This window comes from Pedococcus sp. P2_D9 (assembly GCF_056404275.1).
Genome location: NZ_JBFUEI010000004.1, coordinates 131224 through 147460, shown reverse-complemented (window position 1 = coordinate 147460; position 16237 = coordinate 131224). Strand labels below are relative to the sequence as shown.

General features: G+C 69.4%; 16 protein-coding genes and 1 pseudogene. 2 read left to right on the top strand and 15 right to left on the bottom strand.

What is annotated here, in order from left to right; all coding sequences use genetic code 11:
• Positions 1–118: 118 nt before the first annotated feature.
• From AC1DXJ_RS08140 to AC1DXJ_RS08120, 5 genes are all read right to left on the bottom strand, one after another.
• Positions 119–1471 carry an MFS transporter gene (locus AC1DXJ_RS08140; RefSeq protein ID WP_477615028.1) on the bottom strand — a complete coding sequence of 451 codons (1353 nt, stop codon included), beginning with the start codon at positions 1469–1471 and terminating at the stop codon, positions 119–121.
• A 97-nt stretch (positions 1472–1568) separates the two neighbouring features.
• Positions 1569–2765, bottom strand: coding sequence for a winged helix-turn-helix domain-containing protein (locus AC1DXJ_RS08135; protein ID WP_477636791.1), 1197 nt, complete (start codon positions 2763–2765; stop codon positions 1569–1571).
• Positions 2766–2782: 17 nt separating this feature from the next.
• Positions 2783–3484 (bottom strand): response regulator, encoded by a 702-nt coding sequence (locus tag AC1DXJ_RS08130; protein ID WP_477624336.1) that lies wholly within the window; start codon positions 3482–3484, stop codon positions 2783–2785.
• A 79-nt stretch (positions 3485–3563) separates the two neighbouring features.
• On the bottom strand, positions 3564–4211 hold the full coding sequence (gene hpf, locus AC1DXJ_RS08125) for a ribosome hibernation-promoting factor, HPF/YfiA family (protein ID WP_477615025.1): 648 nt from the start codon (positions 4209–4211) through the stop codon (positions 3564–3566).
• Positions 4212–4535: 324 nt separating this feature from the next.
• Complete coding sequence (locus AC1DXJ_RS08120; protein WP_477632515.1) at positions 4536–5306, bottom strand: ComF family protein; 771 nt, start codon at positions 5304–5306, stop codon at positions 4536–4538.
• A 126-nt stretch (positions 5307–5432) separates the two neighbouring features.
• Between AC1DXJ_RS08120 and AC1DXJ_RS08115 the strand changes: the two genes are divergently transcribed.
• Entirely contained in the window at positions 5433–7046 is a 1614-nt protein-coding gene (locus AC1DXJ_RS08115) for a sensor histidine kinase (RefSeq protein WP_477615023.1), read from the top strand.
• Complete coding sequence (locus AC1DXJ_RS08110; protein WP_477615022.1) at positions 7043–7693, top strand: response regulator transcription factor; 651 nt, start codon at positions 7043–7045, stop codon at positions 7691–7693. The genes AC1DXJ_RS08115 and AC1DXJ_RS08110 overlap by 4 nt, the downstream gene beginning before the upstream one ends.
• Positions 7694–7778: 85 nt before the next feature.
• Here the strand turns inward: AC1DXJ_RS08110 and AC1DXJ_RS08105 are convergent, their stop codons facing one another.
• The 10 genes and pseudogenes from AC1DXJ_RS08105 to AC1DXJ_RS08060 all read right to left on the bottom strand — a co-directional run bounded on the left by AC1DXJ_RS08105 (position 7779) and on the right by AC1DXJ_RS08060 (position 16227).
• Positions 7779–8690 (bottom strand): type II secretion system F family protein, encoded by a 912-nt coding sequence (locus AC1DXJ_RS08105; protein ID WP_477615021.1) that lies wholly within the window; start codon positions 8688–8690, stop codon positions 7779–7781.
• 2 nt (positions 8691–8692) lie between these two features.
• The gene (locus AC1DXJ_RS08100) at positions 8693–10666 is read right to left on the bottom strand and encodes a type II secretion system F family protein (protein WP_477636790.1); all 1974 of its coding nucleotides are present in this window, start codon (positions 10664–10666) and stop codon (positions 8693–8695) included.
• Positions 10667–12043: a CpaF family protein gene (locus tag AC1DXJ_RS08095; RefSeq protein WP_477615019.1), complete on the bottom strand. Its 1377-nt coding sequence runs from the start codon at positions 12041–12043 to the stop codon at positions 10667–10669.
• Positions 12040–13236 carry a CpaE/TadZ family protein gene (locus AC1DXJ_RS08090; protein ID WP_477615018.1) on the bottom strand — a complete coding sequence of 399 codons (1197 nt, stop codon included), beginning with the start codon at positions 13234–13236 and terminating at the stop codon, positions 12040–12042. Before AC1DXJ_RS08090 ends, AC1DXJ_RS08095 begins: the two co-directional genes overlap by 4 nt.
• Positions 13233–14033 carry a Flp pilus assembly protein CpaB gene (cpaB, locus tag AC1DXJ_RS08085; protein WP_477636789.1) on the bottom strand — a complete coding sequence of 267 codons (801 nt, stop codon included), beginning with the start codon at positions 14031–14033 and terminating at the stop codon, positions 13233–13235. Before cpaB ends, AC1DXJ_RS08090 begins: the two co-directional genes overlap by 4 nt.
• An 83-nt stretch (positions 14034–14116) precedes the next feature.
• Positions 14117–15331: a pilus assembly protein TadG-related protein gene (locus AC1DXJ_RS08080; RefSeq protein ID WP_477636788.1), complete on the bottom strand. Its 1215-nt coding sequence runs from the start codon at positions 15329–15331 to the stop codon at positions 14117–14119.
• Between the two features lie 2 nt (positions 15332–15333).
• Positions 15334–15717 (bottom strand): TadE/TadG family type IV pilus assembly protein, encoded by a 384-nt coding sequence (locus tag AC1DXJ_RS08075; protein ID WP_477636876.1) that lies wholly within the window; start codon positions 15715–15717, stop codon positions 15334–15336.
• Between the two features lie 5 nt (positions 15718–15722).
• Positions 15723–15878, bottom strand: coding sequence for a Flp family type IVb pilin (locus AC1DXJ_RS08070; RefSeq protein ID WP_477615015.1), 156 nt, complete (start codon positions 15876–15878; stop codon positions 15723–15725).
• A gap of 13 nt (positions 15879–15891) precedes the next feature.
• Positions 15892–16014: pseudogene (locus AC1DXJ_RS08065) on the bottom strand (Flp family type IVb pilin); the annotation flags it as partial.
• 30 nt (positions 16015–16044) lie between these two features.
• Positions 16045–16227 carry a Flp family type IVb pilin gene (locus AC1DXJ_RS08060; protein ID WP_477615013.1) on the bottom strand — a complete coding sequence of 61 codons (183 nt, stop codon included), beginning with the start codon at positions 16225–16227 and terminating at the stop codon, positions 16045–16047.
• Between the last annotated feature and the right edge of the window lie 10 nt (positions 16228–16237).

The window sequence follows — 16237 nt, the reverse complement described above, 5'->3', positions numbered from 1 at the left end:
CGCGGCACGGTAGCAAGGCTGAGGAGGTCGCGCGGAGGATGCGGACCCGGCTCCTACCTTCGGTTGACTCGTCCGGCTCGCCCCGACCGGGGCCGCTGCGCGCGCAGCGTCGCGCGGGTCAGGCGATGGCGGCGACCTCGGCGTCCTCACCCTCGGAGCTCCACGAGCCGCGCTCCGGCGACTTCCCGATGGCCAGGCAGGCCAGCGCTGCGAACAGGCAGAGGCCGCCGGCCGTGAGCCAGGCCGTGAAGTAGTCGCCGGTGCTCTGCCGCACCCAGCCGGCGTAGCTCGCCGCGACGCCGGCCCCGACCATGTGTGCGGCGAAGACCCAGCCGAACACGACGCCCGAGCGCGCGACGCCGAAGTGCCTGCGGCACAAGGCGATCGTCGGCGGGACCGTGGCCACCCAGTCGAGGCCGTAGAAGACGATGAAGATGAACAGGTTGGGGTGGATGTCCGGACCCAGCAGGGCGGGGACGAACAGCAGTGCCAGCCCCCGGAAGCCGTAGTAGCCGCACAGCAGCAGCCGCGGGTCGACCTTGTCCGTGAGCCAGCCGGACGCGATGGTGCCGACCAGGTCGAAGACCCCGACGAGGGCGAGCAGGCTGGCAGCCGTCGTCTGTGGCATGCCGTGGTCGTGGGCGGCGGGGATGAAGTGGGTGCCGATCAGACCGTTGGTCGACCAGCCACAGATCCAGAAGGTGCCGAACAGGATCCAGAAGGTCCGTGACCGCACGCTGGCCCTCAGGGTGCGGATGGCGAGGGCCGCCGGTCCGACCTGCGCCCCGGTATGCCGCGTGGCCGGCTCGTCGAGCACGTCGCCCGGCTGCGCGCCGACCGGGCGCAGGCCGAGGTCGGCAGGCCTGTCACGGACGACGAACACCACCAAGGGCACGAGGAGGAGCGCGGCGCCGGTGACCACGAGCGCGGCATACCGCCAGCCGGGACCGGCTGCGAGCGCCGCGATGCCCGGTAGGAAGACCAGCTGTCCGGCTGCCCCCGCCGCGGAGAAGATGCCGGTCACCAGCCCCCGCCGCGACTCGACGAACCACCGGTTCGCCACGACGGCACCGAGGACCAGCGCCATCGCACCGGCACCGACCCCGACGAAGACACCCCACAGCAGCCACAGCTGCCACGGCGCGGTCATCACCGTCGTGAGACCGCTGCCGACTGCGACCAGGACCAGCGCGAGGCTGACGACCCGGCGCAGGCCGAACCGCTCCATGAGCGCCGCCGCGAAGGGGGCGGTGAGGCCGTAGATCACCAGGTTCGCGGTGACCGCCCCCGAGGTGGTGGCGCGCGACCATCCGAACTCGGACTCGAGGGGCTCGAGGAGAGCGCCGGTCGAGGATCGGAACCCTGCCGCGGCCACGAGGGCTCCCAGGATCACGGCGGCCACCCACCAGGCGCGGTGCACCTGCGGACGTCGGGGTGTTGTCGTGGCCTCAGTCGCGGCAGGAATCGTCACCGTCGCAGGATATCTGCCAGAACGTTCCCGTGGACACCGCTTTCCGGACAACCGTCCGCCGGATCCCGCCAGCGTCGGCTCGGGCAAGAGCCCCGCGTCAAGCGACCCCGGCCAGCCCGAGCCAGCCGGCCATCAGGGCGAGCTCGTCGTCGAGGGCGGGACGCGCCTCCGGCGGCGCCCCCGGCTCCCAGTGCACCGCCTGCAGCCGCAGCACTCCGGCGGCGCGGTCTGCCTTCAGGTCGCACCGCGCGACGAGCTCGTCGCCGAACAGGAACGGCAGCACGTAGTAGCCGTGCACTCGCATCGGCGCCGGCACGTAGATCTCGAGGCGGAAGTCCATCCCGAAGATCGCCGCCGTGCGATCGCGCTGCCAGATCAGCGAGTCGAACGGGCTGAGCAACGCCTGGGCACTCACCGTGCGGGGGCGGCGCGCCTCCACGTGCAGGTAGGCCGGTCGCTTCCACCCCTCGATGGTCGCCGGGACCAGCGTCCCCTCCGCGACGAGCGCGTCCAGAGCCGGGCGGGACTGGTGCGGCTTGAGCCGGAAGTAGTCCCTCAGGCACTGTTCGGTGCCGACGCCGTGGGCGCGGGCGGCGATCAGCATCAGCTCCTTGAAGGCGACGTCGTGCGGCGGTCGGCCTGCCGGGTCCGCGGCCGCTGCGGCGAGGTGGCCGGGCAGCACGCGGTCCACGGCGGCATACCGTCGCTCGAACTGGCTGGTCCGGCCCGCGGAGCTGACCTGTCCCGCCCAGAAGAGGTGCTCGAGGGCGCTCTTGACCAACGACCAGTTCCAGCCCCACTCGTCGCGCTGGCGCGGCAGGTCGTGCTCGAGGGCTGCCTCCAGCTGGCGTGAGGTGAGCGGTCCGCGAGCCGTGACCTCGGCGAGCACGGCCGCGACCAGCTCGGGGTGCTCCCGGGCCACCCGCTGCATGCCACCCCACGCGTCGTGCAGCGCGCGCTGCATGCGGAAGTCGAGCAACGGCCACGTCGCGGGCGGGATGAGGCTGGCCTCGTGGGCCCAGTACTCGACGAGCCGTCGGGGCGACCGGTCGCGCGCCCGGTCGAGGAGCGCGGTGTCATAGGGACCCAGCCGCGAGAAGAAGGGCAGGTACTGGCTGCGCGTGAGGACGTTGACGCTGTCGATCTGGACGATCTGCACCCGGTCGATGACCTTCTGCACGTGACGCATCGTGGCCGCCCCCGGGGCGGGCCTGGGGTCGGTGAATCCCTGTGCTGCCAAGGCGATCCGGCGCGCCTGGGCGCGCGTCAGCCGCAGGGACGGAGGTGTCGTCACAGCACGTGCGCCGCTGGTCACTCGCCGGGTTCGAGGAGGTTCTCGCGGACGGCATACATGGCCGCCTCCATGCGCGAGTGGAGCTGGAGCTTCTCGAGGATGTTGCGCACGTGGTTCTTCACGGTGTTCTCGGAGATGAACAGCTGGTGCGCGATCTCCTTGTTGGCCATCCCCCGCGCCACGAGCCGCAGGACCTCGAGCTCGCGGTCGGTGAGCCGGGGCGCCCCTACCCCGGTGGGTCGTTCCCCCTGGCGCTTGCTCATCTGGGCGAACTCTGCGAGCAGCTTGGAGGCCATCGAGGGCGAGATGAGCGAGTCGCCGTTGTAGACCGCGCGCACGCCGTCGGCGATCTCCTCGCCCGGGACGTCCTTCAGGAGGTAGCCGTTGGCTCCTGCCTTGACCGCTTCGTAGAGGTCGGACTCCTCGTCGGACATCGTCAGCATGATGATCTTGGTCGACGGCACGAGCGCCTTGATGGTCTGGCAGGCCTGGATGCCCGAGGTGTGCGGCATCCGAACGTCCATGAGGACGACGTCGGGCAGCAGCTCGACGGTGCGGTCCACCGCTTCCTTGCCGTCGCCGGCCTCGCCGACGATCTCGATGTCGTGGTCCTGCGAGACGACCATCTGCAGGCCACGGCGGTAGAGGACGTGGTCATCGGCGATGACGACCCTGATCGGGTCCGCCCCGCTCGTCACACCACCATTCCCATTCGTCACGAGCCACATACTGTCATGACGGTGCCACGACGCCGGGCGAAAGCCGCGAGGGCTCGCCCGGCGTCGTCGAGCGTGGGAATCAGGAAACCTTGCGGGCGACACCCTCGTCGTCGGTGACGTCGAGGTGGATGACGCCGTAGGACCAACCCCTGCGGCGGTAGACGACGCTCGGCTGGTCGGTCTCCTCGTCGTGGTAGAGGTAGAAGTCGTGCCCGACGAGCTCCATCTCGCGGACCGCCTGGTCCAGTGCCATCGGCACGGTCGCGTGGATCTTCTCGCGGATCTCCACGGGTGAGTTGCCCTGGGCGCCGAAGGGGTCCCCTTCACCACCGACCTCGTGGACATGGTCCTCGCCCCCGCCCTGCGCCGGCTCCTGGATCCGCGCCGTGGCGGCGGACACCGACTCGGGCGCGTGCCTCCCGCGGTGCACGCGCTTGCGGTCCTGGGCCCGCCTCAGCCGTTCCATCAGCTTGTCCAGCGCCACGTCGAGCGCTGCGTACTTGTCGTCAAGACATGCCTCCGCCCGCACGATCGGGCCCTTCACGTGACAGGTGATCTCGACCCGTTCGCAGGCCTTGGCCTGGCGCTTGTTCGACTCGTGGCTCACGATCACGTCGACGCGCTGCACGCGCGGCGCGAGCTGTGGGATCTTGGCCAGCTTTTCGTCGAGGTGGTCACGGAATCGGTCTGAGACCTGCATGTGGCGTCCGGTGACGACAATCTCCACGGTGTCCTCCATGGTTTCGGCGGGAGTTCGAATCGGGCGGCGTGGCCCGGGTTCAGCCGCGGCACCACCCACGCTCTGACGACACGAGGGGAGGTGACACAAGGGGAAGTGACACAAGGGGAGGTGACACAAGGGGATGCGACCCGGTGGTCGCCCACGTCGGGGACTCGGACGTCGGCGGTGCGGGCTCCGCTCCCTGCCAGAGGGCGCCCGTCGGACCGCGTCCGAGGCGCCCTGTTTGCGTGACGTGCACGGGGGCCAGGGGGGCCATACGTCGAACTTAGACCACGCCGGGCGATTGCGACACAGGGATTGGCTGAGCCTTTACCGGGAGTTGGTGGTGCGCTGGCTGGGCGTCGGGTTCCGCCGCTGGGTGGCACAGATCGTCGCGGCGACGACCGTTGCCGCGCCGGCCGAGCGCAGCGCCCGGGCCGCCTCGACAAGCGTCGCTCCCGTGGTGAGCACGTCGTCGACCACGACGCACACGGCACCCTCGACCACCCGCGCCCAGTGCCGCCGCACGGCCATGGAGCGCTCGAGGTTGACGGCCCTCTCGCGCGCGCCGAGCCCGGCCTGGTCGGCGACCCGGCGCCGGAGTCGCAGCGCCGGGGCCACGACGGCCTCGTCGGCGGCGAAGCCACTGACCGCGTGGGCGGCCACGGACACCAGTGGCGCGTCTCCCCGAGCGCGTACGGAGGTGCGGGACGAGGGGACGGGCACGACCAGGAGGGGACCGTTGTGGCGCGCCAGGACCTCGACCCCTGACCGGCAGGCGCCGACAGCGGCATCGAGGGCCCGGCCGAGGAGCTCCCCGAGCAACAGCCCGCAGTCGCGCCGACCGTCGTCCTTGTAGGCCGTCACGACCGCGGCGAGCGGCCCACCGTACGGACCACTCGCTGAGACAGGCGGGAAGCCCGAGGGGCAGGGGTCCGGATGGACCTGTCGCGGGCCCCCGAACCAGAGGCTCCGCTCGAGCGCTTCCAGGCACCCGCGGCACACAACGTCGTCAGGCTGGCCGCAGGCCGCGCAGCTGACCGGCAGGGCCAGGTCCGTGAGGGCCCTCATCGCCCCAGGCACAGGGGTGGGCGGCGCCATGTCCCCCATCGTGGCGGCGCGGTGTGTTGGCGTCGATTCGGAGGCAGAAGCCTGTGGACACGACTAGTCTGGGCCTTGGCCTGTGGACAACTGCTGGGTGCCGGGGACGCGAGACGGGAGGCGGGTATGCGGTGGTTGCCCCATCTCGCCGTCTCCACCCGGATTCGCATCGGCATCGCGCTTGTGGCTGCCATGTTCGCGTCGGTCAGCAACGACATCCTCGGAGGCCTTCCCTGGATCCTCCTGACCGTCACGCTCGACCTCGCGGCCTCGGCCCTGCCTGTGCTCAGTCCCAAGGACACTGCCACCCGCCGCATCCAGATGACCGGGCTGCTCGTCGCCGGTGCCGTGGTGGCCGGGCTCGCGATGGGTTACACCGGGCCCTGGTCGAAGATCCTGATCCTCGTCCCCGCGTTCCATGCGGGGCTGCGACTGGGTCGGCGGGGCGCCCTGGAGATCTCGGCCGTCGGCCTGGCCTCCGGCCTCGCGACCGCGTGGTGGCTGGCCCGGCTGGACCTGGCCGAGGGCCAGGCCATCCTGCTCGCTGCCATGGTCGCCCTCGTCTTCGGGCTGCTGGGAGCCTGGTCGCACCGGATGGAGGGCGTGGCGCTACCCGTCGACCCGAACGTCGCGGCTGAGGCCAGCCTGCTGCTGCGGCGCCTGCACGAGCTCGCCGACACCCTCGACACCGGCTTCGACGCCCCCGGTTCGGCCGAGATGGCCCTCCAGGACCTCAGCAACCAGATGCGCGCGGCACGCAGCGCCATCCTGGTGGGCTACGGCGACGACCCCGCCGTGCCGCTCGCGATCCGTGGGGCGGACCGCACCCCCTGGCCCGACCCGATGGAACGGGACTCGGTCCTCGCACCGGCGTGGCACCAGGGCGTGCCCACCCTCGCGCAGTGGAAGGACGACCTGGTGGCCCGCTCGGTCATCGTCGTCCCGCTCCACGACGGCGACGGCCACCGGCTCGGGCTGATGGTCGCGGACCGGCCCCTGGTCACGCCCTTCACGGAGGAGGACCTCGCCGCGGCGGGTGCGGTTGCCAGCCGGCACGCGGCCAACATCGACCTCTCCGTGCTGTTCGCCGGGTTGCGCGAGCGCGCCGGCCTGGAGGAGCGCGAGCGCCTCGCGCGCGAGATGCACGACGGGATCGCCCAGGAGATGGTGGCGCTCGGCTTCGGCATCGACGCGGTGCGTCGCAACGCGCGCGCCCAGGGCTCGCCCCTGGCCGAGGAGCTGGACGCGCTCCGAGTCGACGTGTCCCGCGTGCTGGCCGACCTGCGACTGCACATCGGCGACCTTCGCATCGCGGTGCGTCCCGACACCGGACTGGGCGCGATGATCGGTGCCCGACTCCAGAACTTCGGCTCGTCGTCAGGAGTCACGACGCGAATGCACCTGAGCGAGACCGGTTTCCGCCTGCCAGCGCATACCGAGGTGCTCATCTACCGACTCTTCCTGCGGATGCTGGCCGATGCCCGGCACTCCCTCAACGCGCAGACCGTCGAGGTGCGCCTCAACGTCGCGGCACCCAGGGTGGAGCTCTGGATGTCGCACGACGGCACGACCTCACTCACCGAACGCGACTTCGCCGACCACCCCCTCAACGGCCTGGGTGGCGAGATCTCCGTCGAGCCCTATGCGGGAGACGGAGTCTCCCTCCGCATGCGCATGCGGGCCCGCGGCGCAGCCCCCTCCGCCACGCTGTCCAACGAAAGGATCCCCCAGCCCTCATGACCATCAACGTCGTGGTGATCGATGACCACACCCTGGTCCGCGAAGCCGTCTGCAGGATGATCGACAGCGAGCCGGATCTGTCCGTGGTCGGGCAGGCCGGTGGCATCGCCGAAGGCCGCACCGTGCTGGCCCAGAGCCTGATCCACGTCCTCGTCGTGGACGTGTCCATGCCCGACGGCTCCGGCCTGGTCATGGCCAGGGCGGCGCGCGAGGCGTCCCCACGACTGGGCATCGTCGTCCTGACGATGCACAACGACGACGAGACGCTGCTCGAGGCCCTCGACCTCGGTGCGTCGGCCCTGGTCCTGAAGTCCGCCCCGTCGGACGAGGTCATCGCCGCAGTCCGTCGCGCCGCCGTGGCCCCGGACGCCTTCATGGCGACCGGCCTGGCCGAAGCCCTGCGTCGTCGCGACTCCAGTGACAAGCCACGGCTGACGCCCCGCGAGGCCGAGGTGCTGGACCGACTGGTCGCCGGCGACTCGATCGCCGCCGTGGCCAAGAAGCTCTACATGAGCGAGTCGACGGTCAAGACGCACGTGTCGAAGGTGTACGAGAAGCTGGGCGCGCACAACCGTGCCTCGGCCGTGATGTCGGCCCTGCGCCTCGGACTGGTCAAGTCCGAGTCGATCGGCCGCGGCGGCCGCTGAGCCGAGTCACCTCACACGACAGGCGGCACCGCTGAGCAGTCTCAGCAATGCCGCCTGTTGGCGTGTGGGAAGGCGAGCGCCTGCCTCAGAACTTCCCGGCGAACGCGTCCATCATGCGCATGATGCCGGGGCCGATGACCACGATCATGAGGGCCGGGAAGATGCAGAAGAGCATGGGGAACAGGATCTTGACGGGCACCTTCTGGGCCTTCTCCTCGGCCAGCTGGCGTCGGATCAGGCGCATCTGCACCGACTGCTCGCGCAACACCGAGGCGATCGGCAGACCCAGCCGGTCGGCCTGCACGAGGGAGGTGATGAAGGTCTTGACCTCCGGCACCGACGTGCGTTGGGCAAGGGAGCTGAACGCATCGCCACGTGACTTGCCGATCTGGATCTCCGACAGGACGCGGGCGAACTCGCCGGCGACCGGACCCTCGGCCGAGCGAGCGACCTGGAGCAGGGCCGCGTCGAAGCCCTGACCCGCCTCGACGCACACGGTGAGCATGTCCAGCGCGTTGGCCAGGCCCATCCGCAGCTCGTTCTGGCGCTTCAAGCCCATGTTGTAGACCAGGATGTCGGGGAGGAAGAACATGAAGGCGCCGCCACCTGCGGCGAACCCGAGGCCCCGCAGGGTCAGGTGTCCGATGGCCAGGCCGAGCAGCGCGCCGATGAAGAGCCCGAGCCCCTTGGCGCCCATGATGCGCTCGGGGGTCCACGCTGGGGGGTTGCCTGCGAGGTCGAGGCGACGGTGGATCCGGTCGGTCGTGCCCGACGGAGACAGTCGCTGAGCCAGCCGGCGCGTCTGGGCCAGCATGGGCAGCGCCAGCCGCTCCATGGCAGGCAGCTCCTCGCGGGCCACCTCGTGCGGGTCGAGCTGACGTTCGATGATGGCGAGCGATCGCGCCACACCGGTGGTCTGGCCGCTCCCCAGGGAAAAGGCGAGCACCAGGGTCATGAGGGCCATGAAGACGGCTCCAACTCCAATGATGAGCAGCATCCTCAGACCTCCACGTCCACGACTTTTTTCATCCAGAAGACGCCGATCGCCATGGCGGTCAGCCCCACTGCCGACATGGCCCAGCCCATCGGCTTCGTCCAGAGCAGGGACACGTACAGGTAGTTGACCTTGAGCATGTAGAAGAAGAGGCCGATGGGAAGACCGATCAGGATGTATGCCGACAAGCGGCCTTCCGCCGACAGCGCCCGGACGTGCCGCTTGAGCTCTTCGCGCTCCCTGAGGGTCTTGGCCGTCGTCCTGAGCGTCTCGGCGAGGTTTCCGCCGACCTGACGCTGGATGTTGATGGCCAGGGCGGTCCAGCGCATGTTCTCGCTGTCCATCCGCTCGCCCACCCGCTCGAGCGCGTCGCTGATCTCCGAGCCGATGCGCGTCTCCGCGAGCGCCCTGGAGAACTCCTTGGCCGACGGCTCGGAGGCGTCCTTGGCGATGGCATCGACCGCCTGGGCCAGGGAGAACCCGGTGCCCAGGCTGCTCGCTGCCAGCATCAGCAGGTCGGGGAGCTGGTTCTCGAACTTCTTCGCCCGACGCTTGGCCAGGAAGCGCAACACGAAAGCCGGCAGGAAGTACCCCACGACGAAGCCGAGGACGATCGCCAGGATGGTCGCGATGGTGCCCCCACGGAAGAGGATCACCGAGCCACTGATGGCCACCACCAGGGCGACCAGCCGCAGGACCCACCACTCCCCTGCCCTCAGCGGCAGGTCTGCCCGGGTGATCAGCGACATGGTCTTCGTGGTCGAGTCACGACCCTCCATGACGCGCTCGCCCAGGCTCACCAGACCCTCGGACAGTGCACTGGGGGACGCCTTGGCGGCGGTGGCGGACATGACGGTCGGCCCCGCGACGTACTGCTCGATGCCGGCGACCCGGCTGCGCCGACCGCCGGTCGGGGTCCTCATGACGAACGCCATCGCCAGGCCGATGATGCCGACGAAGATCGCGACCAACCCCGCCATCAGCAGCGGCGAGAGGCCACCGGGACCGGAGAACTTCGGGGGAGCGGCCTGAGCGGCAGGAGCGGCATCGGAGGTGGGGGTCTGCTGCACGACCGGTGCAGGTGCCCCGAAGTCGAGGGCAGCGTTGGCTGTGAAGGGCTTGCCGTCGGCGACTCCGGTCAGGACGAGGTCCTGCTTCGCGCTGGCGATGCCCTTGCCGTCCACGGTGAAGTTCACCTGGGAGTCCAGCGCCTTCGCGGCAGCGTCGAAGGCAGCACGCACCGCCGCGGCATTGCCCGCGGCGGCCACCGTTCCGCCACCTGCGGACGCGAAACCGGCGAGGACGGTGTTGTCGCTCTCCCCCGTCTTGAAGCCGACGACTTCGGCGCGCACTCCGCTGGCCCGCAGGGCTGCCGTCGCGGACGCCTTGGTCGCCTTGGAGCTGGCGGTGTCGCCACCATCACTGAGCAGGATGATGCTGCGGTCGGCGTAGGGCCCCATGGCGCGGGCCGCGATCGCCACGGCGTCGTAGAGCGTCGTCTCGCCGCGTGAGCGGAGCGCATTGACGGACTTCTGGACCGTCGCGCGGTTGAGGGTCGGCGCGACGTCGACACCTGCGGTGCCGGCGAATGACACCAGCCCGACGGCGACATCCTTGGGCGCCTCGGCGAGGAAGGCACTCACCGCCGAACGAACGGTCTCCATCCCGGTCTCACCCATGGACCCGCTGGTGTCGACGACCAGCATCGTCGCCCGCTTGGTGGCGGCGACCGGCACCACGGTGATCGGCACCTCACGTCCCGCGAGCGTGGCCTTGAGACTCGCGGCCTCGATCGAGCCGGTGCCCTTGGCGCCACGCACGGTGAGCACCCCGGAGACGGTCGTTCCGGTGACCTTGGTCGAGCTGACCGACGCCGGGTTGTCCTGGGCCGCACCGGCGGACGTCGCCGTGACGGTCAGGCCCAGGAGGGCCACCGCCGCGATGCCCAACGTCACCGTCGGACGGATGTTGATGCGCACCTACATGCCCCTCACGAAGATGTCCGCCGCCAGGGTGATGCCCTGGTCCACGAGGTCCTGGGTGAACTTGGGACGGAGTCCGGTGCTGACCAGCGAGCCCCGGAACCGGCCCTGTTCGTCCCGTCCCGCGCTGTAGTCGAAGGTGAACAGGTCCTGCATGGTGATGACGTCGGTCTCCATGCCGGCAACCTCGGTGATGGCGACGATCCGGCGGGATCCGTCCTTCATACGAGCCTGCTGGATGATCAGGTCCACGGCGCCGGCAACCTGCTCGCGGATGGCACGCACCGGCAGGTCGACGCCCGCCATGAGCACCATGGTCTCCAGTCGGGAGAGGCTGTCGCGCGGGGTGTTGGCGTGAACGGTCGTGATGGAACCATCGTGACCGGTGTTCATGGCCTGGAGCATGTCCAGCGCGGCGCCGTCACGGACCTCACCGACGACGATGCGGTCAGGACGCATACGCAGGGAGTTCTTGACGAGCTCGCGGATGGCGATCTCGCCGCGACCCTCGACGTTGGACGGTCGCGCCTCCAGCCGCAGGACGTGGTCCTGCTTCAGCTGCAGCTCGGCGGCGTCCTCGATCGTGATGATCCGCTCGTCGTCGGGGATGAACGAGGAGATCACGTTGAGCAGCGTCGTCTTGCCCGAGCCGGTACCTCCCGAGATCACGATGTTCCGGCGACCCTTGACGCAGGCGATCAGGAAGTCGCGCACCCGAGGGGTGAACGTCCCGAACGCGATCAGGTCCTTGTCCGTGAACGGGTCCGTGGAGAACTTTCGGATCGTCAGCATCGCGCCGTCGATGGCGATCGGCGAGATCACGGCGTTGACACGGGAGCCGTCGGGCAGTCGGGCGTCGACCAGTGGGCTGGCCTCGTCGACCCGTCGGCCGACGCGAGCGACGATCTTGTCGATCGTGCGGCGCAGGTGCGCCTCGCTGCTGAAGTGGGCCTCGACGGGGTAGAGCTTGCCAGCCCGCTCGACGTAGATCCGGTCAGGTCCGTTGACCATGATCTCGGTGATCTCGCTGTCGCGGAGCAGTGGCTCCAGGGGGCCGTGACCGAGGATCTCGTCGGCCACCTCCTGCGCGATGCGGGTGCGGTCTGCCAGCGAGAGCGGGGTCTCCTCGGAGTCCATCACCTCCTGCAGGGTGTGGCGGACCTTGCTCTCGAGCTCGCTCTGGTCCAGGTGCGGGTCGTAGAGCTGGGGCCCCAGGGAGTCGAGCAGGGCCTGGTGCACGCTGGCCTTGACTGCTGCGAACGGGTCAGCGATGCGGAGCTTCTCGCCGTGGGCTGCCGGTGCGTTGTGCGAAGCCGCGGCGCTCTGCTGCTGCTGGCCGCGACGGACACTCTCCAGCCGGTCGGCGAGGCTCATCGCTTACCTCCACGTGAAAGGGACCAGCGCTCGTTGCGGCGCTTGGGCTGCCCGGCGCCGCCTTCGTCCGACAGCACGCCGGCTCCGTCCCGCTGGCGCAGGTACTCGTCGGCCAGGTGGCGGAACGCGACGCTGACGGGGTGCTTGGGGTCGTCGAGGACGATGGCCACGCCACGGTTGACCGACGCCGGCACCGCGGTGCTGCTGGGCACGCTCACGGCAATCTCCTGCTTGATGGCGGTGACGACGTCTTCCGCCCGCAGGCCGACCTTGGCGTCCGAGCGGTTGAGCACGACCAGTCGCGAGTCCTTCGGGTTGCCCAGGAGGTCGAGCGTGTCGAGGGTGAGGCGCAGGTTCTTGACCGCCGGGATGTCCAGGGTCGCGATCAGCACCAGCAGGTCGCTGTTGTCGAACGCGGCCAGGACGTGCTCGGTGAATGCCGGTGGCGTGTCGATCACGACGTAGTCGTACGCGCGACGCGCGACGCGCAGCGCCTCGGCGATCAGGGTGCCGGGCACCCTGTCGGCGTCGCTGGGCTCGGCCGGCGCGCAGGCGGCATCGAGGCCGGACTCGTGGTGCGTCACGATCGACCTCAGGCCCGCTTCGTCCAGGTGGCCGGCCATGCTGATCAGGTCGGAGATGGAGTTCTGCGGGAGCATCTGGAGGCTGATCCCGACGTCGCCGAAGGCAAGGTCGAGATCCACCACGAGCACCTTGGCCCCCGTGGACGCGAGGTAGGCGCCGAGGTTGGTCGAGAAGGTGGTCTTGCCGACCCCACCCTTGGCCGAGAAGACGGTGATGATCCGACCCTCGCGGGTTGCGTCGGTGCTGTAGCCCGTGACCTTCTGCGACAGGTCGCGACTGCGCCGGGCTGCATCGGCAAGGCCGGTGAGGTCGTCAGCTGCAAGGACCTCCCGGACGCCGGCGCGCAGCGCCTGGGCGAGAACCGTCACGTCCACCCGGCGACGGAGCAGGATCACCCCGAGGTCCGGACGCTCGACCCGACACTGCTCGGCGAGGTCGCAGGCAGCCGGCATGTCGACCTCTGGGCCGATGACGATCAGGCGGTCATCGGGGTGGTCCAGCATGGCGCGGTTGACGGCGGCAGCGTTCTCGACGCGGACCAGGTTCCCTCCGACGGCAAAGCCGAGCCGGTCGGGCGCCGTGGGGTCGGTGTCCCAGAGGATCGTCATCGCAGGGCGCCGGAGAGGTCGAAGAGGTTGAGGTCGGTGACGATCTTGAGGCCGTCCATCTTGAGGTCGCTGCCGCGGAGGGCGGCGTAGAGGTTGCCGTTGTTGATCCCGTGGATCAGCCTGGCCGCCTCGGCCGGCGTCACACCCACGGTGACGAGGAAGCTCGGGGCCGTCGACTCTGCGGTGCCCTTGTCGGTCGCCGAGTCCTGCTTGGCGTTGCCCGGGTTGAGGGCCGTCTGCCCCATGCCGATGACGAGGACATCGGGGAGCAGCAGGCTGGTTCCCTGGATGTCGGCCTCGTTGAGGGCCTTGGACTTGGAGTCGTCGCCGATCGCCTTGATCTTGTAGGAGGTGAAGATGGCGATGTGGGTGCCGGGCGTGACGAACGTGCCGACGCGAGCGGGGTCGCTGAGCTCGACGGAGACGGCCACCTTCCCGGCCGGCACCTCGATGGCCTTCTCGCCCACGGGGGTCACACCGAAGCGGGCGGAGGTGATGAACTCACCGGCCTGGATGTCGCTGAGGGCGATCAAGGGGCTGTTCGCGTCGGTCACCTGGCTGAGGGCTCCTGCCGGCGCGCCCTTGGCAGCCACGGTGGTCTGCTCGATCAGTCCCTCGCGGTTGGCGTCCTTCAACGTCGTGCCCGCAGGAACGACCTTCTTGGCGTAGTAGACCAGCGTTGGCTGCTGGGCCGAGACCGCCCTGGCGTCGGCGCCACGCACGTACAGCATGACGGAGACGACCCCGACGAGGGCCACGACTGCGGCGACGATGATGGCGAGGAACCTGCGTCCCATGATGAGGGCCTGTCTTTCGTTTCGATCGTTGGGTGTTTCAGCCGAGAAGGCGTGGTGTGGTCAGCCGAGGAGGCGTGGTGTGGTCAGCCGAGGAGGCTGATCGTCTTGGGACCGGCGTTGCCACCGGACGGGTCCGGAGTGCCGCCGGGGAGCAGCGGCGCGACGTACCAGCCCCACAGGCAGCCCTGGCTGTCCTTGGTGCAGCCGACCGTGACGTTGCCGCTCGAGTCCGTGATGACCGGGTCGTAGCCGTTGAAGAGCTTGTTGGCCGCGTTGCCCTCGAAGTCCACGCCGGCGAGGTAGAAGCCGGCGATGCCCGCGAGCGTGTACGTGGTGCCTTGGCCAGTACCCGAGCTCGACTGGGCGATCGGGATGTAGACGATCGAACCCACCTTCAGGGGCAGGATGTCAGCGCACCCCTGGCTGGAGGACACGCCGCCAGTCCCTCCGATGACTCCGTTCAGGCCCTCCGCGACACACGTGCTGTTCGAGTCGCCCGCCTGGTCGAGCCACCCGAAGTTACCGGGGGTGTACTGGCCCGGCCCGGACTTGCCGCAGTTCGCTGAGCCGGCTGTGGGGTCGGTCATGATCTGGATCGTGGCCACCTGGGCGGAGTCGACGACGCTCGGGATCTTGGGCAGCGGGTTGGAGCCCAGGCTGGCGGCCGGGGTGTACGGCGGCAACGGAGGGAACGACGTGCCGCCGCTCGTCGCGGCCTGCCAGGCACAGAGCGACTGGATGATGGGGATGACCTTCAGCGGGTCGTACCCTGCCGTGAAGCCCACCTGGGAGCAGGCCTGCACCTCGACACCGCTCGACTGGCCACTCAGCGCCTTGGCGAAGGAGTAGGGCAGGATCGTGCCACCGCCCACCTCACGGGTGCGGGTGTAGGCACGCACCCACTTCGCGGGCATGGTGGCGGGAGCGACACAGTCGGTGAGCGACGTCGTCAGCGCGGGACAGGTGGGCAGACCCGTTGCGGTGCCGCAGATCGCCGGCTGGCCGTCAGCACGGGAGATCGAGGTCGTGCCGTCCATGGCGTTGCCGTTGGCCAGGTTCTGGCGCTTGGTGGCGTCACCGGCGAGGCAGCTGGCCAGCTTGGCACAGTCGATGGCCACTGACAGCGCCACTGCATCTGCGCCGTTCTGGAGCTGTTGCCGCTCGCTCTTCATGTGACCGAGGTCGACCGTCAGGGCGGCACAGCCGAGCAGGACACCGGTCCCGAACAGGACGACGACGATGATGGCGACGGCGCCGCGTTCGCGGCGCGCACTCAACCAGCGTGGGGTGTGTCGCATCCTCAGCCTCCGCATCTCATCTGGGCCGTCTCGGTGTAGTCCTTGCCTGCGCCGCCCTGCCACAGGATGCCGCTGAAGTGGAACGTCACGGCTACTGCCGCGTAGTCGTTGGCATTGGGACACATCGTGACGACGGCGGTCATGTTGCCGGCCATCGGGTTGGCCCCAGCGAGCTCGGCCCGGGACTTGGCCTGGGCACTTGTGTAGTTCGGGGCGAGGGCGGCGAGCCGCACACCCTCGCGGGCACCTTGTTGAGCGGCGATGATGCCGCTGAAGATGCGGGAGAAGTCGATGATTCCGAAAACGAGAGCAATGAGGACGGGGAGCACGATGGCCATTTCCACCGCAGCGGCTCCCCGCTCTCGACCTCGCTTGACGTTGCGCATGGTTGTCACAACCACCAGTTGACCGAGGTGAACAGGGCCAACACCTTGTCGCCGGTGAGGGCGACGGTTGCCACGATGACGGCGGCAATGAGGGCCATCAGCAAGCCGTACTCGACGGCGGTTGCGCCACGCTCCACGAAATGCTGACGGCTGATCCTCATCACGTCGACTTCCTCAGACTGCGGTGTTGACGGTTGTGAACGCGTCGTTGATCTTGCCACCGAGGGTGGCGACGACAGCGACGATGACGGCCGCGATCAAGGCGACCAGGAGGCCGTACTCGACGGCCGTGGCGCCACGCTCAGATGCGGTCGGGCCACTTCGACGTCAGACTGCGGTGTTGACAGTCGTGAACGCGCTGTTGATCTTGCCACCGAGGGTGGCAACCACGGCCACGATGACGGCGGCGATGAGGGCCACGAGCAGGCCGTACTCAACAGCGGTCGCGCCACGCTCAGAGGTGCGGGCGTGGAAGACGCTGGTCTGGAACTTCGCGATGGTCTTGAGCATTGTGATATCC